Annotated in this window: 24 protein-coding genes; 4 read left to right on the top strand and 20 right to left on the bottom strand. The window is 73.1% G+C overall.

Annotated features, from left to right (window positions below; all coding sequences use genetic code 11):
• The first annotated feature begins 15 nt into the window (after positions 1 to 15).
• Entirely contained in the window at positions 16 to 420 is a 405-nt protein-coding gene (locus tag CLT72_RS04960) for a hypothetical protein (protein ID WP_101409723.1), read from the top strand.
• Positions 421 to 432: 12 nt separating this feature from the next.
• On the opposite strand, the gene CLT72_RS04955 is transcribed toward CLT72_RS04960, so the two are convergent.
• The 12 genes from CLT72_RS04955 to CLT72_RS04900 all read right to left on the bottom strand — a co-directional run bounded on the left by CLT72_RS04955 (position 433) and on the right by CLT72_RS04900 (position 10,864).
• Complete coding sequence (locus CLT72_RS04955) at positions 433 to 882, bottom strand: RidA family protein (RefSeq protein ID WP_101409722.1); 450 nt, start codon at positions 880 to 882, stop codon at positions 433 to 435.
• Positions 879 to 1,652, bottom strand: coding sequence for a 2-keto-4-pentenoate hydratase (locus CLT72_RS04950; RefSeq protein WP_101409721.1), 774 nt, complete (start codon positions 1,650 to 1,652; stop codon positions 879 to 881). Before CLT72_RS04950 ends, CLT72_RS04955 begins: the two co-directional genes overlap by 4 nt.
• Complete coding sequence (dmpG, locus tag CLT72_RS04945) at positions 1,649 to 2,710, bottom strand: 4-hydroxy-2-oxovalerate aldolase (protein ID WP_101409720.1); 1,062 nt, start codon at positions 2,708 to 2,710, stop codon at positions 1,649 to 1,651. The genes CLT72_RS04950 and dmpG overlap by 4 nt, the downstream gene beginning before the upstream one ends.
• The gene (locus tag CLT72_RS04940) at positions 2,707 to 3,690 is read right to left on the bottom strand and encodes an acetaldehyde dehydrogenase (acetylating) (RefSeq protein ID WP_350822797.1); all 984 of its coding nucleotides are present in this window, start codon (positions 3,688 to 3,690) and stop codon (positions 2,707 to 2,709) included. Before CLT72_RS04940 ends, dmpG begins: the two co-directional genes overlap by 4 nt.
• A gap of 79 nt (positions 3,691 to 3,769) precedes the next feature.
• Positions 3,770 to 4,561 (bottom strand): 2-keto-4-pentenoate hydratase, encoded by a 792-nt coding sequence (locus tag CLT72_RS04935; RefSeq protein ID WP_101409719.1) that lies wholly within the window; start codon positions 4,559 to 4,561, stop codon positions 3,770 to 3,772.
• A complete protein-coding gene (locus CLT72_RS04930) occupies positions 4,558 to 6,069 on the bottom strand; it encodes an aldehyde dehydrogenase family protein (RefSeq protein WP_486484182.1) in 1,512 nt (503 codons plus the stop codon). Before CLT72_RS04930 ends, CLT72_RS04935 begins: the two co-directional genes overlap by 4 nt.
• A gap of 20 nt (positions 6,070 to 6,089) precedes the next feature.
• The gene (locus CLT72_RS04925) at positions 6,090 to 6,353 is read right to left on the bottom strand and encodes a EutN/CcmL family microcompartment protein (RefSeq protein WP_101409718.1); all 264 of its coding nucleotides are present in this window, start codon (positions 6,351 to 6,353) and stop codon (positions 6,090 to 6,092) included.
• Positions 6,340 to 6,678, bottom strand: coding sequence for a BMC domain-containing protein (locus CLT72_RS04920; RefSeq protein ID WP_089000517.1), 339 nt, complete (start codon positions 6,676 to 6,678; stop codon positions 6,340 to 6,342). Before CLT72_RS04920 ends, CLT72_RS04925 begins: the two co-directional genes overlap by 14 nt.
• Before the next feature lie 23 nt (positions 6,679 to 6,701).
• Positions 6,702 to 6,992 carry a BMC domain-containing protein gene (locus CLT72_RS04915; RefSeq protein WP_101409717.1) on the bottom strand — a complete coding sequence of 97 codons (291 nt, stop codon included), beginning with the start codon at positions 6,990 to 6,992 and terminating at the stop codon, positions 6,702 to 6,704.
• 35 nt (positions 6,993 to 7,027) lie between these two features.
• The gene (locus CLT72_RS04910) at positions 7,028 to 7,867 is read right to left on the bottom strand and encodes a DODA-type extradiol aromatic ring-opening family dioxygenase (RefSeq protein ID WP_101409716.1); all 840 of its coding nucleotides are present in this window, start codon (positions 7,865 to 7,867) and stop codon (positions 7,028 to 7,030) included.
• On the bottom strand, positions 7,860 to 8,849 hold the full coding sequence (locus CLT72_RS04905) for a DODA-type extradiol aromatic ring-opening family dioxygenase (RefSeq protein WP_101409715.1): 990 nt from the start codon (positions 8,847 to 8,849) through the stop codon (positions 7,860 to 7,862). The genes CLT72_RS04910 and CLT72_RS04905 overlap by 8 nt, the downstream gene beginning before the upstream one ends.
• Positions 8,846 to 10,864: a hydantoinase B/oxoprolinase family protein gene (locus CLT72_RS04900; protein ID WP_101409714.1), complete on the bottom strand. Its 2,019-nt coding sequence runs from the start codon at positions 10,862 to 10,864 to the stop codon at positions 8,846 to 8,848. Before CLT72_RS04900 ends, CLT72_RS04905 begins: the two co-directional genes overlap by 4 nt.
• Positions 10,865 to 11,015: 151 nt before the next feature.
• On the opposite strand from CLT72_RS04900, the gene CLT72_RS04895 reads away from it, so the two are divergent.
• Entirely contained in the window at positions 11,016 to 11,840 is an 825-nt protein-coding gene (locus CLT72_RS04895; RefSeq protein ID WP_101409713.1) for an IclR family transcriptional regulator, read from the top strand.
• 91 nt (positions 11,841 to 11,931) lie between these two features.
• On the opposite strand, the gene CLT72_RS04890 is transcribed toward CLT72_RS04895, so the two are convergent.
• Genes CLT72_RS04890 through CLT72_RS04855 form a run of 8 tightly spaced genes read right to left on the bottom strand, consistent with a single transcriptional unit; the run spans position 11,932 to position 21,917 of the window.
• The gene (locus tag CLT72_RS04890; RefSeq protein WP_101409712.1) at positions 11,932 to 13,551 is read right to left on the bottom strand and encodes a thiamine pyrophosphate-binding protein; all 1,620 of its coding nucleotides are present in this window, start codon (positions 13,549 to 13,551) and stop codon (positions 11,932 to 11,934) included.
• Complete coding sequence (locus tag CLT72_RS04885; protein WP_250100244.1) at positions 13,548 to 14,309, bottom strand: enoyl-CoA hydratase/isomerase family protein; 762 nt, start codon at positions 14,307 to 14,309, stop codon at positions 13,548 to 13,550. Before CLT72_RS04885 ends, CLT72_RS04890 begins: the two co-directional genes overlap by 4 nt.
• Complete coding sequence (gene purB, locus CLT72_RS04880; protein WP_101409711.1) at positions 14,306 to 15,664, bottom strand: adenylosuccinate lyase; 1,359 nt, start codon at positions 15,662 to 15,664, stop codon at positions 14,306 to 14,308. The genes CLT72_RS04885 and purB overlap by 4 nt, the downstream gene beginning before the upstream one ends.
• Complete coding sequence (locus CLT72_RS04875; RefSeq protein ID WP_101409710.1) at positions 15,664 to 17,244, bottom strand: class I adenylate-forming enzyme family protein; 1,581 nt, start codon at positions 17,242 to 17,244, stop codon at positions 15,664 to 15,666. Before CLT72_RS04875 ends, purB begins: the two co-directional genes overlap by 1 nt.
• A gap of 3 nt (positions 17,245 to 17,247) precedes the next feature.
• Positions 17,248 to 19,257, bottom strand: a complete 2,010-nt coding sequence (locus CLT72_RS04870; protein ID WP_101409709.1) for a hydantoinase/oxoprolinase family protein — start codon at positions 19,255 to 19,257, stop codon at positions 17,248 to 17,250.
• 37 nt (positions 19,258 to 19,294) lie between these two features.
• On the bottom strand, positions 19,295 to 20,122 hold the full coding sequence (locus CLT72_RS04865; RefSeq protein WP_350822813.1) for an ABC transporter permease: 828 nt from the start codon (positions 20,120 to 20,122) through the stop codon (positions 19,295 to 19,297).
• Complete coding sequence (locus CLT72_RS04860; RefSeq protein ID WP_486484181.1) at positions 20,119 to 21,000, bottom strand: ABC transporter ATP-binding protein; 882 nt, start codon at positions 20,998 to 21,000, stop codon at positions 20,119 to 20,121. Before CLT72_RS04860 ends, CLT72_RS04865 begins: the two co-directional genes overlap by 4 nt.
• Positions 20,997 to 21,917, bottom strand: coding sequence for an ABC transporter substrate-binding protein (locus tag CLT72_RS04855; protein WP_486484180.1), 921 nt, complete (start codon positions 21,915 to 21,917; stop codon positions 20,997 to 20,999). Before CLT72_RS04855 ends, CLT72_RS04860 begins: the two co-directional genes overlap by 4 nt.
• A 404-nt stretch (positions 21,918 to 22,321) precedes the next feature.
• Between CLT72_RS04855 and CLT72_RS04850 the strand changes: the two genes are divergently transcribed.
• Together CLT72_RS04850 and CLT72_RS04845 are read left to right on the top strand one after the other, a co-directional pair.
• Positions 22,322 to 23,170: a MaoC/PaaZ C-terminal domain-containing protein gene (locus CLT72_RS04850; protein ID WP_101409707.1), complete on the top strand. Its 849-nt coding sequence runs from the start codon at positions 22,322 to 22,324 to the stop codon at positions 23,168 to 23,170.
• A gap of 198 nt (positions 23,171 to 23,368) precedes the next feature.
• On the top strand, positions 23,369 to 25,384 hold the full coding sequence (locus tag CLT72_RS04845; protein WP_101409706.1) for a phage tail sheath C-terminal domain-containing protein: 2,016 nt from the start codon (positions 23,369 to 23,371) through the stop codon (positions 25,382 to 25,384).
• Positions 25,385 to 25,395: the final 11 nt, after the last annotated feature.

Below are 25,395 nucleotides of genomic sequence, written 5' to 3'. Positions count from 1 at the left end.
GATGGAGCTGCTGCGGTGGCCGCGCCGGAACCGCAGCGCTGCCTGGCGGCGGCCGAGGAGTTGCTGCGCGGTGCCGGCACGTTCGGCGGGGCCGCCGTCGCCGGCGGCTGGTGGCCTCGGGCGTGCGCCTGCCTGATCCGGCTCGCCCTCGAGGGTGGCATCGACGCCTACTGGCGGCGGATCCGGCCGGCGGTGGCCGGGTGCCGGCAGGGCCGGGCGAAGCAGCTGATGCTGCGCGGCCGGCTCGGTCCCGGCGTCGTCGTCGCCCGCCGCGTCGCGTTCGCCTGGGCGACCCTGTCGGCCGCCGCCCACCATCACTGCTACGAGTTGGCGCCGACGGCCGCCGAGCTGCGCCGCCTGCACACCGAGGTGAGTGCCCTGCTCGCCCGGCTCGACCGAGAGGCGGAGCCTGGACGATGACGTGCCGCCAGATCAGGGCAGTACTGCCACGGCCTGGATTTCGATGAGCAGGTGCGGGTGGGGTAGTTGGTGCACGGCGACGGTGGTGCGGGTGGGGCCGGTGGCGTCGAAGTATTCGGCCCAGACCTGGTTGTAGCCGCCAAAGTCGTTCATGTTGACGAGGTAGGTGGTGACCTGCACGAGGTCGTTCAGGTTGGCGCCGACCGTCCGCAGCAGGTCTCGGATGTTGTCGATGACGGCTCTGGTTTGGGCGCGGATGTCGAGGTTGGTGGTGCCGAACTCGTCGACCTCGACGCCGGCGAAGGTGTTGTCCGGCCGGCGGCTGGAGGTGCCGGAGACGAAGACGAAGACGCCGGCGACCTTGACGTGCGGAAACGCCCCGCGAGGCACGGCCTTGCCTTCGACGACGCGCGCCTGAGCGCTCGTGTGGTGGCGGGCGGTCGTGCCGTGGTTCGTGGTCATGCCGTGGCTCGCAGGGAGGCGGTGCCGAGCTTCTCGACCACGGCGCGCACGTGGGTGCCGGGACGCAATGGGACGGCGGCGGTGGCGGCGCCGGCGAGGAACACCCAGCCCTCACGCAGCCGCACGCCGTGACGCCCGGCGAGGCGGATGCCCTCGTCCAACGCGCGGCGGGGGTCGCCGAGGATCGCCGCGGTCGAGCCGACCTGCGCGACACGCCCGTCGATCTCCAGCAGCACACCCAGGTTGTCGAGGCCGTCGGGGACCGGCGACCAGGCGCCGATGACGAACGCGGCGGCGGAGGTGTTGTCGGCGATGACGTCGGGCAGGGAGAACGTGAAGTTCGCGTAGCGGGAGTCGATGACCTCGATGGCGGGTGCGACGGCGCGCACGGCGTCGGTGAAGTCGCCGACGGGTTCGCCGGGCTCGGGCAGGCGGTCGAGCAGGAACGCCACCTCCGGCTCCACGCGGGGGTGGATGAACGCGGTGGGGTCGAGGGTGCCGCCGTCGGGGATGCGCATGGTGTCGGTCAGGCGGCCCCAGATGACCTCGTCCACGCCGACCTGCGCCATCTTCGCCTTGCTGGTCAGGCCCATCTTCAACCCGACCACACGCTCGCCCCGGTCGAGGCGACGCTGGATCAGCGCGGTCTGCACCGCGTACGCCGCATCGACGTCCAAGCCGGTCTCGGCGGCCAACTGCGGAATGGCGGTGGCGGTGTCGGCCGCCACGCCGAGGCGCTCGGCGATACCGGCGGTGTCCGGCCCGATCATGATGTCTCCTTGCCGGCGAGGTCCAGTGCCACGTCCACGATCATGTCTTCCTGCCCGCCGACCATCCGGCGGCGACCCAACTCGACCAGGATCGAGCGCACGTCCACCCCGTACTTGTCCGACGCCCGCTCCGCATGGCGCAGGAAACTCGAATACACCCCCGCATACCCGAGAGACAGGGTCTCCCGGTCGACCTGCACCGGCCGGTCCTGCAACGGCCGCACAATGTCGTCGGCGGCGTCCATCAGGGCGAACACGTCACAGCCGTGCTCCCAACCGTGCAACTCCGCGACGGCCACGAACACCTCCAGCGGCGCGTTGCCGGCACCGGCGCCCTGCCCCGCCAGCGACGCGTCCACCCGCACCGTGCGCCCATGCGTCGCCTGCGCCCCGGCCGCAGCATCGCCGAGGATGCGGCCGTGTTCGACGGCGACGACGCTGTTCGCGACGCCGAGGGACAGGTTGTGGTGGGCGTGGATACCAATCTGGGTCTCTGGTGCCAACACCTGCCGGTACGCGTCCACCCGCTGCGCGACGTCGGACATGAGCAGGCGGCCGCCGGAGTCGGTGACGTAGACGCAGTGCGCCCCGTACGACTCCATCAACTTCGCCTGCCCGGCCAGACCGGCCGGGTCGTTCATGTGCGACATCATCAGGAACCCGGACACGTCCATGCCGTTCTCCCGCGCCCACGCGATGTGCTGCGCCGAAATATCGGCCTCCGTGCAATGCGTCGCGATCCGCACACTCGTCACCCCGAGCGCCTTCGCCGCCTTCAAGTCGGCGATCGTGCCGATCCCCGGCAGCAGCAACGTGGTGAGCTTCGCGTTCGTCATCACCTCGGCCGCCGCCGAAATCCAATCGGCGTCACTGGCCGCACCATGACCGTAATTCACGCTGGAACCGGCGAGCCCGTCGCCGTGAGCGACCTCGATCGCGGCCACCCCCGCCGCATCCAACGCCGCCGCGATCGTGCGGACCTGCTCCACCGTGTAGCGGTGCGCGACGGCGTGCATGCCGTCACGCAACGTCACGTCCTGGATGTACAGATCAGTCACCGGGTCACCTCCACGACGTCCCGACCCGCACCGTCGCCACCAGCGTCGTCCTGGCGCGTCGCTGCCGATCGCAGTGCGACCAGCCGCTCCGCCGTGCGCAGCGCCGCCGAGGTCATGATGTCCAGGTTCCCCGCGTACGCCGGCAGGTAGTGCCCCGCGCCGGAGACCTCCAGGAACACCGACACCTGCAACCCGCGCAGGTGCCGACCCAACGACGGCACGTAGGTGTCGACAAGGTCGAACTGCACGTCCTGCTTGAGCCGGTATCCGGGCACGTAGTCCTGCACCGCCGCCACCATCGCCGCCACCGACCCGGCGATCGCCACCCGATCCGCGTCCGCGTCCTCGCACAGGCAGTACACCGTGTCGCGCATCAACAGCGGCGGGTCCGCCGGGTTCAACACGATGATCGCCTTACCCCGCTGCGCGCCACCGACGACCTCGATCGCCCGCGCCGTGGTCTCCGTGAACTCGTCGATGTTCGCCCGCGTACCCGGCCCCGCCGACTTGGAAGCGATGGAGGCGACGATCTCCCCGTACACCACCGGCGTCACCCGACCCACCGCCGCCACGATCGGCACCGTCGCCTGCCCACCACAGGTCACCATGTTCACGTTGCGCTCGCCCAGATGCTCATCCAGATTCACCGGCGGCACCACATACGGACCGACCGCCGCCGGCGTCAAATCCACCACCAGCCGACCATGCGCCGCCAGGACCGCGTCATTGCGCCGATGCGCACCCGCCGACGTGGCATCGAACACCAACTCCACATCCGCGAACTCCGGCATCCCGACGAGGCCGTCGACACCCTCGGCGGTCGTCGCCACACCCAACCGGCGCGCCCGCGCCAACCCGTCGGACTCGGGATCGATGCCCACCATCGCCACCATCCGCAACGACTCCGACAACCGCAACACCTTGATCATCAAATCGGTGCCGATGTTGCCCGACCCGATCACCGCAACCCCAACGCTCACGACGCCTCCCCCTCACCGAAGACCGTGACGGTCACCATGCCGCCCCGAGCACGTACCACCGTTGAGACCGCCGTCGCGCTCACGGCGCCTCCCCCGAGAAACAGGTACGCACCGAGCCCAGCCCCGAGATGCGCGCCTCGTACGCCGCCCCGGGCGTCACCGGCACCATCGGGCCGAGCGCCCCCGACAGCACCACATCCCCGGCGCGCAACGGATCACCGGAGCGGGCCATCGTCTGCGCCAACCACTGCACCGCGTGCAACGGATTACCCAGACACGCCGCACCCGCTCCGACCGACACCGGCTCACCGGCCTGTTCGAGGACCATCCCGCACAGCCGCAGGTCCACGTCCACCAGCCGACGCGGCGCCGTACCCAGCACGAACAAGCCACTGGAGGCGTTGTCCGCCACCGTGTCCACGATCGAGATGTCCCAACCCGCCACCCGCGAATCCACGATCTCGATCGCCGGCAACACGTGATCCACCGCCCGAATCACATCCGCGCTCGTGACCCGCTCGTCCGGCAGGTCCGCACCCAGCACGAACGCGACCTCAGCTTCCACCCGAGGCTGCAACAGCCGGTCGAGGTCGACCTCGGCCCCGTCGGGCACCGCCATGTCGTCCAGCAGCACCCCGAAGTCCGGCTGGAACACACCGAAGCTCTCCTGCACCGCCCGCGACGTCAACCCGACCTTCGCACCCACCCGCCGATGCCCGGCTTCCAGCCACCGCCGGACCTGGAGCTGCTGCACCTGATACGCCGTGTCGACGTCGCCCTCGGGCAGCAATCGCCCCCGCAGCGGTGGACACGGCCTACCGCTCTCCCGCGCCTGGAACAGTTCGTCGGCCGCCGACTCCATCGCGCTCATGTCAGGTCCACGCAGACGTTGGTCAGCTCGGAATAGAAATCGAGGGAGTGCACGCCACCCTCACGCCCGATACCCGACGCCTTCACCCCACCAAACGGCGTCCGCAAATCCCGCAGGAACCACGTGTTCACCCACACGATCCCCGCATCCAACCGCACCCCCGCCCGGTGCGCCCGCCCCACATCCCGCGTCCACACCGCCGCCGCCAACCCATACTCCGTACCATTCGCCAACGCGAACGCCTCATCCTCATCATCGAACGGCGCCACATGCACCACCGGCCCGAAGATCTCCTCACGATTGGTCCGCGCATCCGCGCCCAGCCCCGTCAACACCGTCGGCTGCACATACGCACCACCATCACGCGCATCACCAAACGCCGGCACACCACCACCGGCCAACACCTGCGCACCCTCACCACGAGCCAGGTCGTAATAGCCCAACACCTTGTCCCGATGCTGACGCGAAATCAACGGCATGTTCACCGTCGCCTCATCCGCCGGCCACCCGAACCGCAACCCCGCGGCCTCCCGCGCAAGCCGCGCCGTGAACTCCTCGAACACCGGCCGCTGCGCATAGATCCGCTCGGTACACAGACACACCTGACCGCCGTTGGTGAAACTCGACCGCACCGAACCCGCCACCGCCGCATCCAGATCCGCATCCGCGAACACCAGACCCGCGTTCTTGCCACCCAACTCGAACGACACCGGCCGCACCCCATCAGCCGCCGCCCGCATGATCGCGCTACCCGTCGCCGACTCACCCGTGAACGTGATCGCGTCGACATCCGGATGACGGGTCAAGAACTCCCCCGCCGAATCCGGACCGAACCCGTGCACCAGGTTGAACACCCCGTCGGGCACTCCGGCGGCGGCCATCACCTCCGCCAACAGCGTCGCCGACGCCGGCGTCTCCTCACTCGGCTTCACCACCACCGCATTACCGCAAGCAAGGGCCGGAGCCACCTTCCACGTCAGCAACAGCAGCGGCAGGTTCCACGGCACGATCACCGCCACCACCCCGACCGGCTTACGCACCGCATAGTTCAGCGCCCGCCCACCCGACGGCGTGACCGTCGTGAACGACTCCGTCGGCGCCGTCGCCACGATCTCCGCAAACGCCCGGAAATTCGCCGCACCACGCGGAACATCCAGAGTCCGCGCCTGCGAAATCGACTTACCCGTATCCGCCACCTCGGCAGTCACCAGATCATCGAAACGGCGCTCCAACTCGTCGGCCACCCGACGCAGCACCTCGGCCCGCTCGCGCTCCCCCATCCGGCCCCACGGCCCCCGCAACGCCGCCCGCGCGGCGGCGACCGCGTCGTCCACACACGCCCGATCCGCCTCGGCCACCTCGAACACCGGCTCACCCGTCACCGGACTGCGCTTGACGAACCGCCGCCCACCCTCGACGAACTCACCGCCCACAAAGTTGCGCAGGGTCGGCGGGTCGGCGCCAGGGTGGCCGTCGCGCAGACTCACCGGCCAGGATGACTCGGCCATCGTCAGGTGTCCCTTCCGGTTCAGGTGCGGGGTTCGGTCCGCTCGGTGCCGGGCTCCGCGACGAGCGCGACCACGGCGGCGTCCACGGTGGGTTGGCCGGTCACGGCCGCGGCGGCCTCGTCGGTGACGACCAGGACGGTGGTGCCGACGCCGACGTTCAGGGGGTCGACGGCGACCAGGTCGGGTCCGTCGCCGCGCGGGCGGACCAGGACGAGCCGCCTGCCCTGCAACGCCGGCAGGATGCGGTCGGCCCACACCTTGCCGACGACGTCACCGAGCACCATCGGTTTCTCCCCGCAGGCCGGCGATGACCTCGCGGATGCGGGCCGGTTCGGGCGCGTCCAGCAGGGCCGCCGTGGTCGGATGGGGCTTCGGGTAGACCTGGGAGCTGCGCAGCTCGCCGTGGGCGCGGATGGCGGCCTCCCCGGCGGAGACTGCCTGGCGTACGGCGGCGAGGGTGCCCCGGACGGCGACCGCGAGGTAGCCGCTGGTGACCCGCTCCACGGCCACGCACCGGACGTCGGCGGTCTTGATCATGGCTTCGATCCCGGCCGAGAGCGCCACCAGGCCGCGGGTCTCGACGATTCCGATCGCGATGTCGGAGGACATGGCTGATTCTCCTTACCCGGTTGTCAGTTGCCGACGAGGTCAGGCTCGGCGGCGAGCGCGCTCACCGCGTCGCAGGGGCTGGCGAAGACGATCGAGCGCACCGAGCGGCTGCGCACCCGGGCGGTCTCCTCGCCGATGTCCACCGCCTCCTCGACGGTGGCGAGGTCGCCGCGCACGGCGACCGCGACGATGCCGCCGCCGAGGCGTACGACCTTCGTCACCTCGACCTCGGTGGCCTTCACCATCGCGTCGACGGCGTCGAAGATGGGGGTGTAACCCTCGGCTTCGACGAAGCCCACGGCCACGTTTCGCATGTCTGCTCCTTGCTCTGGTTGCGGGTCGACTTCGGTCAGGGACGCTCGGGCAGGTTCCAGGACAGGACGGCGGCGCCGGTGCCCCAGATCGGGCCGTACGCGTGCAGTTGCGCGGGGCCGCTTGCGGCGCCGGTCCCGGCGGCGAACGCGAGGGCGCGGAACTGGCTGTCCGCCTGGGCCTGCCGGGCGTAGTCCTCGCGGATGGCGAGCGCCTCGTCGACCTTGCCGGCGGTGAGCAGGTCGAGTACGCGGGTGTTCCACTGCTCGTGCGCGGGCGCGCCGATGTGGTCCTGCCCGGGTTCGATCCACTGCTGGATCAGCCCGGAGGACAGGCCGCTGACCACGACGACGGCGGCGCGTACGCCGGCGTCGCGGGCGGCGGCGGCGCCGGCCCGGCCGACGTCGGCGAGGGTGTCGGCGTCGGCGTACAGGTTGCAGGAGACCTGCGCCCAGCGCAGCTTGCGCTCCGGGTCGAGCAGCGCCGAGGTGACGATGGCGCCGGTGTCGATGGGGAAGCCCTCGTAGCGGGTGCGGCGGGCCTGCTTTCCGTCGGCCTGCACCCGGTCGGCCCACCGCTCGCTGAACTCCACGTCGAAGCGCAGGTCGTAGCGGAGCTCCCCGTAGTCGTAGGCGTACCAGTTCTCGTCGACGTGTTCGCCGCGCGGGTTGGGGTCGCACTGGAACTGGTGGCCGAGGACGGTGAACCACTGGGTGGACAGCAGCAGGACGACGTCGGGCTCCAGTCGGCGCAGCCGCTCGCCCACGTCGCGGGCGGCCGTGGCCAGCGCCTTCCAGCTCGGTGCGGGTTCCTTCGCGAGCAGGTGGGGCATGCCGGGCAGGAGTGCGCCGGCGACGATTCCGGTCCGGTCAGCCATGGGGGCTCCCCTCGGGCAGCCACTCGACGACGGCGTTTCCGGTGCCGATGATCGTGCCGTAGCCGAGCACGTCTCCGGCGACCTTGGGCCAGCCCATGGCGGCGAGCAGCCAGGTGAGGCTGCCGGCCTTCGTCTCCGACGCGGTCGCCTCGATGTGTTCGGTGATGAGTTCCCGCAGCGGGGCGGTCGGTCCCCGGCGGATCGCTTCGAGCAGCTTCATGTCCCACCGGTACTGGTGGTTGTTGTACGGGTGTTCGCGTTCCATGTCCTCCGGCAGCGCCGGCTCCTCGTGCCAGTGCAGGTGCGACAGGGAGTTGGAGGCGAGCAGCACGGCGCGGCGGCCGGTGGCCTCGACGGCGCGGCGGGTGGCCTCGCCGAGCACCTCCATCTCCTCCAGGGACGCGTCGGAGTAGAAGTACGGGTTGTTGTTCGCCGACAGGGAGACCACGGGGATGTCCCACGCGGGGTTGGCCAGGTGCAGGGCGCCGATGGTGGCGTAGTCGACGCGTACCCGGGGGTCGCGCATCGCGCGGGCGACCAGGCCGAGGTCGCTGGCCTCCTCGACGATGGCCTCGCCGAGTTCGACGTCGGTGCGGAAGTCGTAGCGGTAACGGAAGAGGTGCGGGAAGATCGGCTCCACGGAGATGCCGCGCGGGTTCGGTGCGCAGTTGACGTGGTGGCCGACCATCGTGATCCAGTGCGGCGCGTGCACGATCAGCACGTCGGGGCGGTGCACCTCCTGGATGCGCTTGCGCAGCCGCTCGTAGGCCCAGCGCAGCGTCTCCCAGCCGCCGGTGGAGCGGGGTTCGTTCTGCGGCGGGTTCTCGGCGTAGATCAGGTGGGGCGGGTGTGGGCTGAGGCAGCCGGCGACGATGCCGGCCCGGGCGGGCGCGGCCTGCGGGGCCGGGGCGCTGCCGGCGCCGGTGCCGCGACCGGCGCGGGGGTTGGTGGTTGCCACCGGCACCCGGAAGACGCGGCTCACGACCGCCCCTCCCCCGCGAGGACCCGCACGTACGCGCGGTGCTCGGCGGTGGCGCCGAGGATCCGCATCCCGTCGTCGTCGAGGGCTATCTCGTCGGCGGCGAGGGCGGCGTCGTGGCGCAGCCAGGCCCGCAGAGGCGCCGGGTGTACGCCGTGCAGCTCGACGAGGCTCTCCTCGGCCAGGCCGCTGCCGGGTGCGACGTACGCGAGCCGGCGCTGGCCGCGCCGCCCGGTGTAGGCGGGCCGGTCGGTGGTGGCCAGGCGCAGCCAGTTCCGCTCGGCGCGCAGCCGCTGGCGCAGCTCGGCGGTGGCGGCGCGGTCGGCCTCGCCGGTGTCGTCGAGGGCCACGCCGTAGCGCTGGCGGGCCTCCTCGGCGGTCAGGTAGTCCTGGCGGACGTCCTCGGCGACGGCGTCGGGCGCCCGGTCCAGCGGGTCGCCCCAGCCGCCGCCACCGGCGGACTCCATGACCAGCACGTCCCCGGCCCGCATGGGGAAGCCGGCGATCTTGCCGGGGGTGTCGAAGTCGACCCGTCGGCCGTCGGCGCGGCGCAGGTACGTGACCGTCGGCGCGCCGGGGCCGCCGTGGCGCAGCCCGTACGGGGGGACGGTGGTGCGGTCGGTCTGCACCGAGTACGACCCGCCGCTGGCCAGCAGCCGGGTCTCCCGTCGGCTGCCGAGGCCGCCCCGGTGGGTACCGTCTCCGCAGGAGCCGGCGCGCAGTTCGCACGCCTCGACCAGGATCGGGATCTCGGTCTCCAGCCGTTCGACGGACTGGATGGTGGAGATGTCGCCGAGGTCGACCGGGTTCATCGCGCTGGGGCCGTCGGATTCGAGGAACCCGCCGTTGCCGCCGGCCGGGTAGTCGTAGTAGAGGTAGGGCTGACCGGTGTGCTCGTCGACGCCGCCGATGAGGTTCTGGAAGGTGGTGCCGAACTGGTCGGCGGCGATGAGGTCGGGCGCCACCTGGCTCAGCGCGGCCATCACCGCGGAGATGACCCGCTTGCGGACCTCGCTGTGGGCGTTGGCCGGGGCCGGGTAGCTGACGTGCACCACCGTGCCGGGTTCGGTGAGCACCCGCAGGGGCCGGAACGCGCCGTGGTTGACCAGGCCGCCGGGATCGAGGGCCGACTTGACCGCGATGAACACCCCGGCGACGGTCATCGCCCGCGACGAGTTGACCACGGCGGCGACCTGGGTGGAGGAGCCCCGGAAGTCGGCTTCGATCTCGTCGCCGTCGACGGTCAGCCGGCAGCGCACGATCGCGGCGTCGTAGTCGCCGTCGGTGTAGAGGTCGAGGTAGTCCTCGTAGCGGTAGGTGCCGTCGGGCAGGGACCGGATCATGTCGCGCAGCCGCTGCTCGGTGCGGTCCATGTTGGCCGCGACGCAGTCGAGGATCAGCGCGGTGCCCCAGCGGTCGACGAGTTCCTTCAGCCGGCGCTGCGCGGTGTGGCAGGCGGCGATGCTGGATTCGAGGTCGCCGCGGCGTTCCTCGGCCATCCGGACGTTGGCGAAGAGGATGTCGAAGGCGGCCCGGTTGGGGCGGCCCGCCTCGATCAGCCTGATCGGCGGGATCCGCAGCCCCTCCTGGAGGATCTCGGTGGCCTGGCCGGAGACGCTGCCGGGGGTCATGCCGCCGATGTCGGCCCAGTGCATCCGGACGCAGGGGAAGAGGAACATCTGCCCGTCGACGAAGACCGGGCTGATCAGGGTGACGTCGTTGAGGTGGCTGCCGCCCCGGTACGGGTCGTTGACGATGTAGAGGTCGCCGGGGCGCATCTCGGCGGCGAAGTCGGCGAAGATCTCGGCCACCGAGGCGGGCATGGCGATGACGTGTCCCGGCATGTCGCGGCCCTGAGCGACCATCTGCCCGGAGGGGTCGAACAGCGCGCAGGAGAAGTCCTGGGCGTCGGCGATCACCGGCGAGTGCGCGGTACGGAAGATCGTCTGCCGCATCTCGCGGACGATCGAGATGAGACTCTCGGTGACGACTTCCAGGTCGATCGGATTCACGGTCATGCGGATGCCTCACTGATTCCGGTGTCGGTCCGTGTCTTCCGCCGGAGGGGACCTGGACTGGTCGGGGCGAGTGGACCACCGTGCATTGGACCATCATGTGGTCCTAGAGTTATATTATGAAACCTAGCAGCCGGAAAGGCAGGGAAGCAAGATGTCGTACGCCACTGACCCGACGCCCGACGAGGGCGTCTCCCCCCGCGAGTCGGGCACCCAGGCGCTGGACCGCGCCCTGGGCGTCCTGCTGGCCTTCCGGGGTGACGCCGTCGAGCGCAAGGTCAGCGACGTCAGCCGCGAACTGGGCCTGCACAAGTCCACGGCCAGCCGGCTGTTCCGCGCGCTGGCCGACGCCGGCTTCCTGCAACGCAACGAGGAGAACGGCACCTACCGCCTCGGCGTCGCCGTCTTCGAGCTGGGCGCCCGCTTCCTCGCCGGGATCGACCTGCACGCGCTGGCCCGGCCCCTGCTGCACCAGCTCGCCGAGCGCGAGGGCGAGAGCGTCAACCTCGCCGTCCTGGAGGGCTCCGACGCCATCTCGCTCTACGTCGTGCAGGGCACCCGCAACGTGCAGCTCGTCTCCCGCCTCGGCCGGCGCATCCCCCTGTGGTGCAGCGCGGCCGGCAAGGCCCTGCTCGTCGACCACGACGACGACGCCCTGCGCGCCCTGCTCGCCACCGTGCCGTTCACGGGGCTGACCAGCAACACCATCACCGACCTGGACACCTTCGTGGCGCACATGGCCACCGTGCGGCGGCAGGGCTGGGCCCTCAACGACCAGGAGAGCGAGCACGGGCTTCGGGTGGTGGCCGCCCCGGTACGCGACCGGCGCGGACGGGTGACCGCCGCGATCAGCATCTCCGGGCCGATCTTCCGCCTGGACGACACCCGGACCCGGGAACTGGCCGACGCCGCCTGCCGGACCGCCGCCGAGCTGTCCCGCCAGCTCGGCCACGGCTTCGGCGACCGGTGGGGCGACTGAGCGCGCCGCCCACGAACCGGTCACCACGGGCCCCCGCCGTCGCGCCGGCACCGCGTCAGGTGCCGGCGGCGGCGCGAAGGGGCGTACGCCCTCAGAACCGCTCCTGGGTGACCTCGGGCAGGACCCGCACGTGCAGCACCGCCGGCCCGGTCACCGGCAGCGCCGCGTCGAGGGCCGCCTCGGCGCTCGCCTCGTCGGTGACCGTCCAGGCCGGTACGCCCAGGGACCGGGCCACTGCCGCCAGGTCCCGGGCCGGGAACCGGGCCAGCGCCGGGTCGACCCCACGCGGGGCGAACTTGCGCACCTCCGCGCCGTAGCCGCCGTCGTCGAGGACCACCAGCAGCACGGGTGCACCGACCCGGGCCAGGGTGTCCAGCTCCCCGAGGCCGGTGAGCAGGCTGCCGTCGCCCTCGAAGGCCACCACCGGCCGGTCCGGTCGGCCCACCCCGGCCCCGACGGCGTACGGCAGGCCGACGCCGATGCTGCCGAACTCCCAGGGCGCGATGAACGCGCGGTCCACGGCGGACGAGTCGAGCAGCAGGTTCGGCCAGCCCCCGAACTGCCCCACGCCCACCACGGTGGTGCGCCGGGCGGGCAGCCGCCGGGCGCAGATCCGCATGAACGCCCGGGGGTCGATGCCCGCCGCGCCCTCGACGAACGCGATGCCGTCGAACGGGTCGGCCGCGGCGATCTGCGCGGCCAGGGCGGGACTGCGCCACTGCGGGCGTTCGCGCGGGTCGAGCCGGGCCGTCACGGCCCGCGCGGTGACCGCCGCGTCCCCGACGATCCCCAGGTCGACGGGCCACCGCGCGCCCAGCGCCCGCGCGTCGACGTCGACCGCGACCACCCGCGCCCCGGGAAAGAGCGCGCCGTGGTCGGCCGTCCACCGGTTGAGTCCCGCCCCGAGGGTTACCACCAGGTCCGCCTCGGCCAGCACCCGCCGGGTCAGCGGGCGGGCCAGTCCCCCGGCCACCCCCAGGTGGTACGGGTGGCCGGCGAAGAGCCCGGCGGCCAGCACGGTGGTGGCGAGCACCGCGCCGCACCAGTCGGCGAGCCGGCGTACGTCGTCGGCCGCCGCCTCGGCGCCCCGCCCGGCCAGCAGCACCGGGCGGCGGGCGGCGGCCAGCAGGCCGACCAGCTCGGCGACCGCCGCGTCGGTCGGCGCCGGCGACGCGGGCCGGTACGCGACGACGGCCGGCGCGGGCACGGCCCCGGCGGGCACCGGCTCGTCCTGGAGGTCGATGGGGACGTCGAGGACGACCGGGCCGGGCCGTTCGGCGGCGGCGCGGAACGCCAGGCCGACGTCGCGGGCGGCGGTGGCCGGCGCCACCACGGGCACGAACGCCCCGGCGGTGGCCAGCGCGAACGGCTGCTGCGGGAAGCTCTGCACGTGCAGCGGGTCGCCGGGCGGGGTGTCGCCGGCGATCAGCACCAGCGGGGTGCCGGCCTGCCGGGCGATGGTCAGCGCGGCACCGGCGACCGCCAGGCCGGGGCCCTGGGTGACGGTGACGACGCCGCACCGGCCGGTGGCGCGGGCCCAGCCGTCGGCCATCATCACCGCGGCGTTCTCGTTGCGGGCCGCCACGAAGCGGACGCCGTGGCGCTGGACCAGGTCCGCTACCAGGAACATGTTGGCGTCGCCGAGCAGCCCGAAGACGGTGTCGACCCCGTGCGCCACGATGGCGTCGGCGATCGCCTCGCCGGCCCTCACCGGGGATCCCGGGCGAGGTAGTCGCCGGCGGGGCGCAGCGCGACGCTCAGCGCGCCGAGGTAGGAGTCGTTGGCGGCGGCCTCGAAGCGGGGCCCGGCCAGGCGGGCCGCCCGCTTGGTCATCGACCGCCCGACGGCGGAGGTGGCCAGCAGCCGCCCGGCGAGCCCGGTCGCGGCGTCGGCGAGCCGCCCCGGCTCCACCACCTCGGTCACCAGCCGCAGGTCGCGCAGCTCGTCGGCGGGGATCCGGTCGCCCAGCAGCAGCCAGCGCTTGGCCAGGTCGGCGCCGACGAGGTCGGCGAGGATCGCCATGCCGCTCCAGGTCAGCGGGATGCCGAAGCCCACCTCCGGGAAGGTCGCGAAGCAGGTGTCGGCGGCCACCCGCAGGTCGCTGGCCAGGCCGAGCACCGCCCCGGAGCCGATGGCCGGGCCGTTGAACGCCGCGACGGTGCTCTGCTCCAGCCGGTACCAGCGTTCGACCAGCTCGGCGGTGCGGCGCTGGACGGACATCGTGGCCCGGGCGTCGAGGGTAGCCAGCTCGTGCAGGTCGGTGCCGGCGCAGAACGCGGTGCCGGCGCCCGTGAGCAGGACGACCTCGGTGCCGTCGTCGCGCGACAGCTCGTGCAGCACGTCCTCGAAGCGGGCGAGCATCGCCAGGTCGAAGCTGTTGCGTCGGGCGGGCCGGTTGAGCGTCACCCGGGCGAGTCGGCCGTCGCGGTGCAGCAGCACGGACTCCTCGGCACGGTGGGCGTCGGTCATGGTGACTCCGAGTTGAGTAGGGCGCGATCGACCAGCGCGGCGGCGTGTCCGACGTACGACAGGGGGTCCAGCAGGCCGGCGAGTTCCGCCGTGGGCAGGGCGGCGGCCACCTCGGGGTCGGCACGCAGCGCCTCGGCGAACGGGCGGCCCTGCTCCAGGCTGTCGCGCACGATCCGCATCACCAGGTGGTGGGCCTGCTCCCGGCCGAGCGGGCCGGCCAGGCGCAGCATCACCGCCTCGGAGAGCACGAGCCCGCCGGTGAGGTCGAGGTTGGCGCGCATCCGGTCGGGGTTGACGCCGAGGTCGCCGAAGACGTCGACCAGCCGCTGCAACGCGCCGCCCAGCAGGATGAAGCACTCCGGCAGCAGCTTCCACAGCGTCATCCCGACGCCCATGTCCCGGTCGTCCTGGGCGACCATGGTCTGCAACGCCAGGGGCACCTGGGCCCGCAGGGTGCCGGCGGCGGCGATCACCGCCTCGCAGCGGATCGGGTTGCGCTTGTGGGGCATCGTGCTGCTGCCGACCTGGGTGGACCGCTGCGACTCGTACGCCTCGCCGACCTCGGTGCGGCCGAGGAAGTAGACCTCCCGGGCCAGCTTCTCGGCGCTGGCCGCGACGAGGCCGAAGACCATCAGGCACTCGGCGAAGCGGTCCTGGGTGGCGTGCCACGGGGTGGCGGCGACGCCGAGCCCCAGGTCGGCGGCGACGGCCTGCTCCAGCGCGAACGCCTGCGGGCCGTAGCCGGCCATCGTGCCGGCCGCGCCGCCCATGCTCGTCACGAGCAACCGCTGGCGCAGTTGCCGCAGCCGGACGCGGTGGCGTTGCAGCTCGTCCTGCCACACCGCGCAGCGCAGGCCGAAGGTGGTCGGCAGCGCCTGCTGCCCGTGGGTGCGCGCGGCCATCGGGGTGGCGCGGTGGCGCAGCGCCAGCCGGCGCAGCGCGCGTACCAGCTCGTCGACCTGCCGCTGCACGATGTCCAGGCCGTCGCGGGCCCGCAGGACGAAGCCGGTGTCCATGACGTCCTGGGTGGTGGCGCCGAGGTGGACGTAGCGGCCGGCGTCGCCCGGGCAGGCGGCGGTGAGCGCCCGCACCAGCGGCACGAGGGGGTGCACGGTGTCGGCGGCGTCGGCGGCGAGCACCGCCGTGTCGAGCCGCTCGACGCGGGCCGCCTCGGTGATCGCCTGCGCGGCGGCGGACGGGATGACGCCCAGTTTCGCCTGGCCCCGGGCGAGGGCGGCCTCGACGTCGAGCCAGGACTGCATGAGCTGCCGGTCGTTGAAGACCCCGCGCATCTCGGCGTTGCCGAAGAAGCTGGTGACGGTGAGCGAGTCCAGGAAACACGAGCCGAGCTGCATCAGCGTTCCTCCCCCGAAGCGACGAGCAGGTCCCGTGCGGCCCGCCGGTCGACCTTCCCCGACGGCAGCAGCGGCAGGTCGGCGACCGTACGGATCAGGGTCGGCACCTTGTGCCGGGCCAGCCGTTCCGTGGCGGTGCGGGTGAGCCGGTCGACGTCGCAGCGCCCACCGGGGACGGTCACGACCAGCGCGGCGACCTCCTCCCCCCAGCGCGGCGACGGCACGCCGAGGACGCACACCCGGGCCACGGCCGGGTCGTCGGCGAGCACGGCCTCGACCTCGGCGGGGTGCACGTTCTCGCCGCCACGGATGATCAGTTCCTTGATCCGGCCGGCCAGGGTGAGGACCTTCCCGCCGGTCAGCGCCCCCAGGTCGCCGGTGCGCAGCCAGCCGTCGCTGGTGATCGCGGCAGCGGTGGTGAACGGGTCGTCGGCGTAGCCGCGGGTGACCGACTCTCCGCGTACGAGCAGCTCACCGACCTGCCCGGCGGGCACCGGGGCACGGGTGGCCGGGTCGACCACGGTGGCCTCCAGCGCCGGCAGGACGCGTCCGACGGTGTGCCCGGGCGCCCCGCAGCTCCCGTCGCCGGGGTCCAGGCTGATCGTCGGGCCGGCCTCGGTCTGACCGTAGACGACCGCCACCCGGTCCAGGCCGAGGACCCGGCGGGTGCGGGTGAGCAGCGCCGGGGCGCAGGCGGCGCCGCCGAGGAAGCCGACCCGCAACGACGACAGGTCCCAGCGCCCGGGGTCGCGCTCCACGCGGTCGGCGAGCATCGACGCCATGGTGGGTACGGCCTGCACCACCGTGCACGCGTGCCGCTCGATCTGGTCGAGCACCGGCTCGGTGCGGAACCTGCGGGTGGAGACCCACAGCGCGCCGGTCACCAGCGCCAGCATCGCCCCGCTGCCGAGCCCCGCCGCGTGGGCCAGGGGCAGCGGCGAGGCGATCCGGTCGTCGGGGCGCAGCCGGGCCGCCTCGGCCGTCCAGGCCGCGTTGGTCAGCAGGTTGGCCGCACTCAGCGACACCATCTTGGCCGGGCCGGTGGAGCCGGAGGTGAACTGGATGTTGCAGGCGGCGTCCGGGTCGCCGACGGGCGGCGGGACCGGGTCGTCCCAGCCGGGCAGCCCCGCCAGCGCCGCCGCGCCCAGGTCCGCGCCGAGGACGTGCCAGCCGTCCGGGCGCTCGCCCGGCGGCAGCCCCGCCAGGGCCCGGGTGACGGTGGGCGGGCCGGGTCGGTCGCGGACCAGCTCGGCGGCGAAGAGCCGCCGTGGTCGGGCGCGGGCCAGCGCCGAGGTCAGCTCGGGCCCGGTGAGGCCGGGGTGCAGGGTGGTCAGGGCGGCGCCCCGCCAGGCCGCGGCGGCCAGCAGCACCAGCCAGGCCAGCCCGTTCTCGGCCCAGACCGCGATCCGGTCGCCACGGCCGACGCCCTGGGCCGCCAGGACGGCCGCCGCCCGGCCGGCGAGGTCGGCGAACTCCCCCGTCGTCACGGGCCGGTCCGGGTCGTCGAAGACGTACAGGGCGCGGTCCGGCTGCCGGGCGGCGCGCTCCAGCACGGTGAGGTCGAGCGCTGGCGGGGTCACGGCTCACTCCTTGGTCAGCAGCAGGTTTCCGTGGTCGTCGACGGTGGCGCTCCAGCCGCCGCCGACGACGGTGGTGCTGCCGTTCTCGCGTACGACGGCGGGGCCGGCCACGACGGAGTCGGGGCCCAGGTCGGCGCGGTGCCACACGCTGGCCTCGACCCAGCCGCCCGTGCGGTAGAGGCGGGTCGTGCCAGGCTGCGCCGGGCCGCCGGCCGGGGCGGCGAAGCGTACGGCCGGGCGGGGCCCGAACGCGGTGAGCCGGCAGTTGACGATCTCGGCGGGGTGGTCGGAGCGGGTGTAGGCGTAGCGCTCGGCGTAGGCGGCGTGGAAGGCCGCCACCAGCTCGTCGGCCGTGGCCGGCAGCTCGGGCAGGGCGACGGCGAGGTCGAAGCTCTGCCCCCGGAACCGCATGCCGACCGAGAGGCCGAAGCTGACCTGGCCCGGCTCGACGCCGTCCTCGGCCTTGAGCTGGGCCAGGGCGGCGTCGCGCAGGTCGGCCAGGGCCGCCCGGGCCGCCGTCAGGCCGTCGTCGTCGGCCGGCACCAGGACGGTACGCACGTAGTCGTGGCGGGCCTGGGCGGTGACGAAGCCGAGCGCGGAGAAGTTGCCCGGCACCGGCGGTACGAGCACCCGGCGGATGCCGAGCTCGTCGGCGAGGTCGGTGGCGTGCATCGGGCCGGCGCCGCCGAAGGGCATCAGCACGAAGTCGCGCGGGTCGTGGCCGCACGCCACGGAGATCTCCTTGATGGCGCTGGTCATCTTGACCGTGGCGAGCGTCAGGATGCCGCGCGCCAGTTCCAGCTCGTCGAGACCGAACGTGCCGGCCAGCCCGGCCAGGGCGACGCGGGCGGCGTCGGGGTCGAGCGGCACCTCCCCGCCCAGGCTCTCGCCCGGGTCGAGGTGGCCGACGAGCAGGTGCGCGTCGGTGGTGGTCGGCTCGGTGCCGCCCCGGCCGTAGGCGGCCGGGCCGGGGGTGGAGCCGGCGCTGCGCGGGCCGACGCGCAGTTCCCCGCCCCGGTCGCGCCAGGCGATCGAGCCGCCGCCGGCGCCGATGGTGTTGATCTCGACCTGGAAGGTGCGGTTCGGGTAGCCGGCGATCTTCCCGTCGCTGGTCATCAACGGGGTGCCGTTCTTGATCAGGCAGACGTCCGTGCTGGTGCCGCCGATGTCGCAGGTGATCACGTTCGGGTAGCCGGCCAGCGAGGCCACGTGCACGCTGGCGGCGACCCCACCGGCGGGCCCGGAGAGGGCCAGGTTGATCGGCAGCCGCCCGGCCTCGTCGGTGGAGACGACACCGCCGCTGCTCGTCATGATCGACAGAGGGTGGGCGTATCCGCCGTCGGCCAGGGCGTCGCCGAGCCCGCGCAGGTAGTCGGCGACGGTCGCCCGCACGCTGGCGTTGAGCACGGTGGTGGCGAAGCGCTCGTACTCGCCCTGCTCCGGCACCACGTCGGAGGAGACGGTGCAGACCAGGCCGGGGTGCCGCTCCGCCAGCCGCCGCGCCGCGGCCCGCTCGTGCGCGGGATTCCGGTACGAGTGCAGCAGGCAGACCGCGACCGCCCGGGGCCCGGCGGCGGCCACCCGGTCGAGTGCCTCGTCCAGCTCGTCGGCGTCCAGCGGCCGTACGACGCTGCCGTCGGCGGCGATGCGCTCGCGCAGCACGTGCCGGTGCCGGCGCGCGACGAGCGGCGGCCGGGCGCTCTCCTTGACGCTGTAGAGGCGCGGCCGGTGCCCGAGGCCCATCTCCAGCACGTCCCGGAAGCCCTCGGTCGCCAGTACGGCCACCGGCTCGCCGGAGCCTTCGAGCAGCGCGTTGGTGACCCGGGTGGTGCCGTGCACGAACCGGTCGACGGTGTCCAGGCTGACGCCGAGCTTGGCCAGGCCCTCGAAGATCGCCGCCGCGGGGTCGCGCGGGGTGGAGAGGGTCTTGGCCTCGGCGAGCCGGGCGGTGGCCGGCTCGTAGACGATGACGTCGGTGAAGGTGCCACCGATGTCGACGCCGATGCAGAGCATGGCGAGCCTTTCGGGTAGGGGTGGATGGCGTCGGCGACTAGAACGTCACGCCGTAGCGGCGCAGGGTCCGTCCCGTGACCAGCCGCAGGATCCAGTCGAAGAGGTAGCCGAGCAGGCCCAGGGCGATGATGCCCACGAAGACCCACTCCGTCTTGGCGTAGTTGCGGGCCGTCCAGATCAGCGAGCCGAGGCCGCTCTGGGCGGCGACGATCTCGGCGGAGACGATCGTCAGGAACGAGTTGCCCATCGCCAGCCGGGCCCCGGTGACCACGTGCGGCACCGTCGAGGGCAGCACGACCGAGACCAGACTGCGTACGGGGCCGGCACCGAGCGCCCGGGCCGCGCGCATCCGGATCTCGTTGACCGACAGCACCCCGGCCAGGGTGTTGAGGGCGACGATGAAGACGGTGGTGTAGAAGATCAGCGCCACCTTCGACGCCTCCCCCGGCCCGAGCCAGATGATCGCCAGGGTGACGAAGGCGATCGGCGGCACGAAGCGGAAGAACTGGATGTACGGGTCGAGCATCAGCCGCAGCCAGGGGATGCAGCCCATCAGCAGACCCATCGGTACGCCGACGAGCACGCCGAGCAGCCAGCCGGTGAGGATGCGGGTCGAGGACGCGCTGACCGAGTCCCACAGGGTGCCGTCGCGGACGAGTTCGACCGCGCCGTCGAGGGTGAGCCGTGGCGAGGGCAGGAAGAAGGCGGTGTAGTTGCGGCTGACCAGGTCCCAGATCAGCACGCCGAGCAGCACCGACAGGACCGACAGCCCGACGCGGGTCAGCCGGGGCCAGCGGTTGCGGCGGGGGCCGGTCGTGGCCGCCGCCCTGGTGCGGTCGGGGACGGTGGGTGCCTCGACGGTCATCGTTGCTCCGTCCGGTCGTCGCCGGCGCCGGGCTGGCCGTCGTGGCCGTCGTCGAGCCCCTGGGCGCGCAGCGTCCGGGCCACTTCGGCGCCGATGTCCTCGCGCAGTTCGCGGAAGAGCGCCGCGCAGGCCGGGTCGGTCAGGTCGCGGGGCCGGGGCAGGTCACAGCGGTAGTCCTTCTTGATCGCCGCCGACGGCCCCGCGGTCATCGTGACGATCCGGTCGCCGAGCAGGATGGCCTCGCCGATGTCGTGGGTGACGAAGACGATCGTGGCGCCGGTCTCGCGCCAGATCCGGTCGAGTTCGACCTGCATCACCAGCCGGGTCTGGGCGTCCAGCGCGCCGAACGGCTCGTCCATCAGCACGACCGAGGGGTCGTTGGCCAGGACCCGGGCCAGCTGGGCCCGCTGGCGCATGCCGCCGGAGAGCTGCTCGGGGAACCGCTCGGCGCTGTGCGCGAGGCCGACCATCGCCAGGTAGCGGTCGACGACCGCGTCGCGCCGGGCCTTCGGCACGCCGCGCATCTGCGGCCCGAAGGCGACGTTCTGGCGTACGGTCAGCCAGGGGAACAGCGCCTCGGCGCTCTGGAAGACCACGCCCCGCGACACGTCCGGCCCGGTCACCGGCTCGCCGCCGCAGGTCACCTCGCCGGCCGCCGGGCGGACGAACCCGGCGACCGCGTTGAGCAGCGTCGACTTGCCGCAGCCGCTCGGGCCGAGCAGGCAGACGAGCTCCCCGGCGGCGATGTCGAGGCTCGCGCCGCTGACGGCCACGAACTCGCCGAAGCGGATGTCGACGTCGCGGATGCGGATCGGGGAGCCGGCGCGGCTGGCGGGCACGCCGGCGGAGGTGGCGGGGGCGGTGCCGTCGACTGTCACGCCACCCCCTTGACCATGACGGTCGCCGGGTCGGCCTTCTGGGTGACGATCTTGCTGTCCTGCTGGAACTGGGCGATCTCGCCGTAGCGCTTGAGGTCGTCGTCGGTGAAGTCGCGGACCTGGCACTGGACGCCCTCGAGCAGCGTCTGGGCCTCCTTCGCCGGCACCTTGATGGCCTTCTCGGTGACCGTGCCCGCCTTGGCGGGGTCCTTGGTGAGCTGCTCACACGCCTGGCCGATGGTCTGCACGACCTTCTTGGCGGTCTCCTTGTTGGCCTCGTACCAGGCGCCGTCGACGCCGATCACCAGGTTGTAGACGTAGCCGATGTCGCCGCTGGTCAGCAGGATCTTGCCGCCGTTGGCGACGCCGCGCGAGGGCCACGGCTCCCACATGATGTAGCCGTCCACGTCGCCGCGTTGCAGCAGGGCCGGCATCTCGGCGGGCGAGGCGTTGACGAACTCGACGGACTCCCGGCTGATGCCGCGCGCCGCGAGGACCTTGTTGGTGGCGTACTCGTTGACCGTGCCGGGGACGACGCCGTACTTCTTGATGCCCGCCACGTCGGCGACGCCGGAGCGCGCCACGAGCTTGATGAAGCTGGGCGACTGCGAGAAGACGGCCAGGCCCTTGATGTCGCCCCGGGTGGCCCGGTTGAGCAGGCTCGACTCGGTGCTCGCGGTGACCTGGCCCTGCTTGGCCAGGATCGCATCGAGGCCACCGGTGCCCTCCTGGTACTGGGTGACGGTGACGTTCAGGCCGTTGGCCTGGAACAGCTTCTCCTGGTCGGCGAGGTAGATCGGGGAGTACGCCGGGTCGACGCCCACGCCGAAGTTGACCGCCACCGAAGGGGTCGCCTCGCCGCCACCGGACTCGGTCGGGGTCTGGTTCTCCGCGCATGCCGCAACGGCGGCGGTCACCAGCAGGGCTGCTACCGCAGCTCGCAATGCTCGCATTCTCATGGCTACCCCAGATACCTAGCGGCTCATATTATGGTTACCGTTGCTTAATATGGGACGCTACTGCTGGGTGGTGGGCACAGTCAAGAGATTCGACCTCACCTTCCTGCAACAGACAGTAGCCGTCGAGGATCGACGGTCGGCGGATCGAATCCGCAGCCACAAATCGGGAGCCCGATGAACACGCTGGACAAACGGGCCGATGATGGCCGCCCCAAGCCGGCGCCGGCCGCAGAGGCGACGACGTCGACCACTCTGCGTAGTCGCGCGTGCGGCGCAGGGGGTCGAGGTGCCGCCGGCGGACGATCGCCCCGCCGCCCGGCGACGAAGCGCGCTGCGCGCGCGGGCGGTGGGGCGGCGGGCCGATGAGCGCGCCGGGAGGAGGCGGCCCGCTGCCGGCGCTCGTCGGGCTGCGCACGTCGTCGCGTCGGGCCTGGACCGCCACCGAGACGATCCTCTACGCCCTCGGGGTCGGGGCGGGGCAACGCGACCCGGCCACGGAACTCCGCTTCACCACCGAGAACTCGACCGGCCACCCGCAGCGGGTGCTGCCGACCTTCGCCAGCGTCCTCGCCGCCGACCCGCCACCCCTGGGCGACCCCACCGCAGTCCGGCACGCGGAGGAGGCGCTCACCCTGTTCCGCCCGCTGCCGCCGGCCGGGCAGGTGCACGCCACCGCCACCGTGACCGCGCTGCACGACCAGGGCAGCGGCGCGCTGGTCCAGCAGGTCTCCCGGCTGCGCGACCCGGCAGGCACGACGGTGGCCGTCGTACGCCGGTCCATGTTCGTCATCGGCGCCGGCGGCTTCGGCGGCAGCCGCGCCCGGTTCGCCCCCTGGCGCGCGCCGACCGGCCCGCCCGAGCACCGGGTCGTCGCCGCCGTCCGCCCGGACCAGGCGCTGCTCTACCGGCTCAGCGGCGACCGCAACCCGCTGCACTCCGATCCGGTCGTCGCCGGTCGCGCCGGGCTGCCCCGACCGATCCTGCACGGCCTGTGCACCTTCGGCTTCGCCGGCCGGCTCCTGCTGCCCCTCGTCGGCGACGACCCGACCCGCGTACGGCACGTCCGGGCCCGCTTCAACGCGCCGCTGCACCCCGGCGACACCCTGACGGTGCAGGCCTGGCGGCGCCCGTACGGCGTGCTCTTCCGCGTCGGTGACGGGGCCGGGCGGATCGTCCTGGACCGGGGCGTGCTGGCCCTCGCCGCCCGGTGACCGGCCGCCGTGCTGGCCGAACGGCGCGCGGGCCGCGACGTTCGGCGGCGGCCCGCGGCCGATCAGTTCACGGACGGTAACCGCATCGGTGCGGGGTGTCGGGTTCGCGTCGCAACCCGGTCGGGTCCCCGCTAGAGGGCGCTGACCTGCGGGCGGAGGGTGTGGGCAGCCGACTTTCCACTCCGAGACGAGGTAGTCATGCCCGTGACTCCGAGCTATCCCGGCGTCTACATCGAGGAAGCCCCGAGCGGCGTCCGACCCGTCATCGGCGTGGCGACCGGGGTGGCCGCCTTCGTCGGATACGTCCGGACCGGCCCGGAGCACCGCGCCGTCCGGGTGAACAGCTTCGGCGAGTTCGAGCGCCGCTTCGGCGGCGTCGACCGCGACTCCGAACTCAGCCTGGCCGTGCAGCAGTTCTTCCGCAACGGCGGCTCCGCCGCGCTCGTCGTACGGGTGCCCCGCGCCGACGCCCGCCCCGCCTCGGTCACCCTGCTCGACAAGGTGGGCGCCGGCCCGAAGTCGGCGCTGGTGCTGGACGCCGCGAGCACCGGCAGCTGGGGCAGCGGGCTGCTGATCGACGTCGACCACGACGACGCGGCCGACCCGAAGACGTTCAACCTCAGCGTCCAGGACCCGGCGACCGGCGCGAGCGAGCGCTTCACCGGGCTGTCGTCCGACCCGGCGAGCGCCGCGTACGCCGTCGCCGCGCTCAACGACCCCGACCGTGGCTCGTCGCTCGTGCGGGCCCGGGCCGGGGCGAGCGGCGCGGGCCGGCCGGTGCCCAGCGGCACCCTCGGCGCGGCGATCGGCACGCCCACGGTCGACGCGGCGAAGAACTACCGGCTCACCGTGCAGCCGGACCGGCCCACCAAGCCGGACCCGGCGGACCCCACCAGGACCGTCCCGGCCGTCGCCGCCGTGACCGTGACCGCGCTGGAGAAGGGCGAGCGGCTGCCGTCCTCGCCCGCCGGCGTGGCCGCGCTGCTGCAACGGAAGATCAACACGGCGCTCGGGGCCGCCGACGGGGCCGCCGGGCTACGGGTGCGGGTGCTGCCCACCGCCGACGGCGGGCTGCGCGTCCTCGGCGACGTGGACCCGCTGGTGGCCCCGGCGGCCGTCGACGCGGCCTTCACCGTCACGGGCGCGACCGCCTCCGGCGACGTGGCCGACGGCGCGGCCCTGCTCGGCCTGGGCGGCGCCACCACGAACGTCGGCCGGTACACCCCCGTCGGCGCCAAGCGGCTCGGCCAGGGCGACCTGGTCACCGGCTCGGACGGCACGACCCTGCCCGGCGCCGCCGCGCTGATCGGCTCCGAGGCCGCCTACACCGGCATCTACGCCCTGCTCCGGACCGACCTGTTCAACCTGCTCTGCATCCCCGACGCGACCCGCGCCAAGCCCGGCGACCCGGGCGCCGTCGACACCGGGGTGGACCCGGACGCGGTCTGGGCCGCCGCCTACGAGCTGTGCGCCCGGCGCCGGGCGATGCTGCTGGTCGACCCGCCGCCCGGGGTGGACGACCCCGACCGGGCGCTGGACTGGATCAACCAGCTCGGCGTCAAGGGACCCAACGCCGTGGCGCACTTCCCCCGGCTGCGGATCCCCGACCCGACCGACGGCTTCCGGCCCCGTACGGTCGCCCCCGGCGGCACCCTCGCCGGCCTGTACGCCCGCCAGGACACCGAGCGCGGTGTGTGGAAGGCCCCGGCCGGCACGGAGGCGCAGCTCCGCGGGGTGACCAACCTGGTCCACCCGCTCACCGACGCCGAGAACGGCGTGCTCAACCCGCTCGGGCTCAACTGCCTGCGCACGTTCCCGGTCGTCGGCACCGTCAACTGGGGGGCCCGCACCACCGCCGGCGCGGACGTGCTGGCCAGCCAGTGGAAGTACACGCCGGTGCGCCGGCTCGCGCTCTACATCGAGGAGAGCGTCTTCCGGGGCACCCAGTGGGCCGTCTTCGAGCCCAACGACGAGCCGCTCTGGGCCCAACTGCGGCTGAACCTGACGTCGTTCATGCAGGACCTGTTCCGCAAGGGCGCGTTCGCCGGGCGTACCCCGCGCGAGGCGTACCTGGTGCGGTGCGACGCGGAGACCACCACCGGCGACGACCGGGACCGGGGCGTGGTGAACGTCGTCGTCGGGTTCGCCCCGCTCAAACCCGCCGAGTTCGTGATCGTGCGGATCCAGCAGCTCGCCGGCCAGAGCCCGTCCTGAGAGGTGTGAGT

The sequence above is a fragment of the Micromonospora sp. CNZ309 genome, from assembly GCF_002846525.1.
Note: the sequence above shows the minus strand (reverse complement) of the source record. Positions and strands in the feature narration are given on the sequence as shown.

Excerpts from the sequence above, each read along its gene's own strand:
- CLT72_RS04955 (WP_101409722.1), bottom strand. The coding sequence starts at position 882 with ATGACCACGAACCACGGCACGACCGCCCGCCACCACACGAGCGCTCAG.
- CLT72_RS04950 (WP_101409721.1), bottom strand. The coding sequence starts at position 1,652 with ATGATCGGGCCGGACACCGCCGGTATCGCCGAGCGCCTCGGCGTGGCG.
- CLT72_RS04935 (WP_101409719.1), bottom strand. The coding sequence starts at position 4,561 with ATGAGCGCGATGGAGTCGGCGGCCGACGAACTGTTCCAGGCGCGGGAG.
- CLT72_RS04930 (WP_486484182.1), bottom strand. The coding sequence starts at position 6,069 with ATGGCCGAGTCATCCTGGCCGGTGAGTCTGCGCGACGGCCACCCTGGC.
- CLT72_RS04925 (WP_101409718.1), bottom strand. The coding sequence starts at position 6,353 with ATGGTGCTCGGTGACGTCGTCGGCAAGGTGTGGGCCGACCGCATCCTG.
- CLT72_RS04920 (WP_089000517.1), bottom strand. The coding sequence starts at position 6,678 with ATGTCCTCCGACATCGCGATCGGAATCGTCGAGACCCGCGGCCTGGTG.
- CLT72_RS04915 (WP_101409717.1), bottom strand. The coding sequence starts at position 6,992 with ATGCGAAACGTGGCCGTGGGCTTCGTCGAAGCCGAGGGTTACACCCCC.
- CLT72_RS04910 (WP_101409716.1), bottom strand. The coding sequence starts at position 7,867 with ATGGCTGACCGGACCGGAATCGTCGCCGGCGCACTCCTGCCCGGCATG.
- CLT72_RS04900 (WP_101409714.1), bottom strand. The coding sequence starts at position 10,864 with ATGACCGTGAATCCGATCGACCTGGAAGTCGTCACCGAGAGTCTCATC.
- CLT72_RS04895 (WP_101409713.1), top strand. The coding sequence starts at position 11,016 with ATGTCGTACGCCACTGACCCGACGCCCGACGAGGGCGTCTCCCCCCGC.
- CLT72_RS04885 (WP_250100244.1), bottom strand. The coding sequence starts at position 14,309 with ATGACCGACGCCCACCGTGCCGAGGAGTCCGTGCTGCTGCACCGCGAC.
- purB (WP_101409711.1), bottom strand. The coding sequence starts at position 15,664 with ATGCAGCTCGGCTCGTGTTTCCTGGACTCGCTCACCGTCACCAGCTTC.
- CLT72_RS04870 (WP_101409709.1), bottom strand. The coding sequence starts at position 19,257 with ATGCTCTGCATCGGCGTCGACATCGGTGGCACCTTCACCGACGTCATC.
- CLT72_RS04865 (WP_350822813.1), bottom strand. The coding sequence starts at position 20,122 with ATGACCGTCGAGGCACCCACCGTCCCCGACCGCACCAGGGCGGCGGCC.
- CLT72_RS04850 (WP_101409707.1), top strand. The coding sequence starts at position 22,322 with ATGAGCGCGCCGGGAGGAGGCGGCCCGCTGCCGGCGCTCGTCGGGCTG.
- CLT72_RS04845 (WP_101409706.1), top strand. The coding sequence starts at position 23,369 with ATGCCCGTGACTCCGAGCTATCCCGGCGTCTACATCGAGGAAGCCCCG.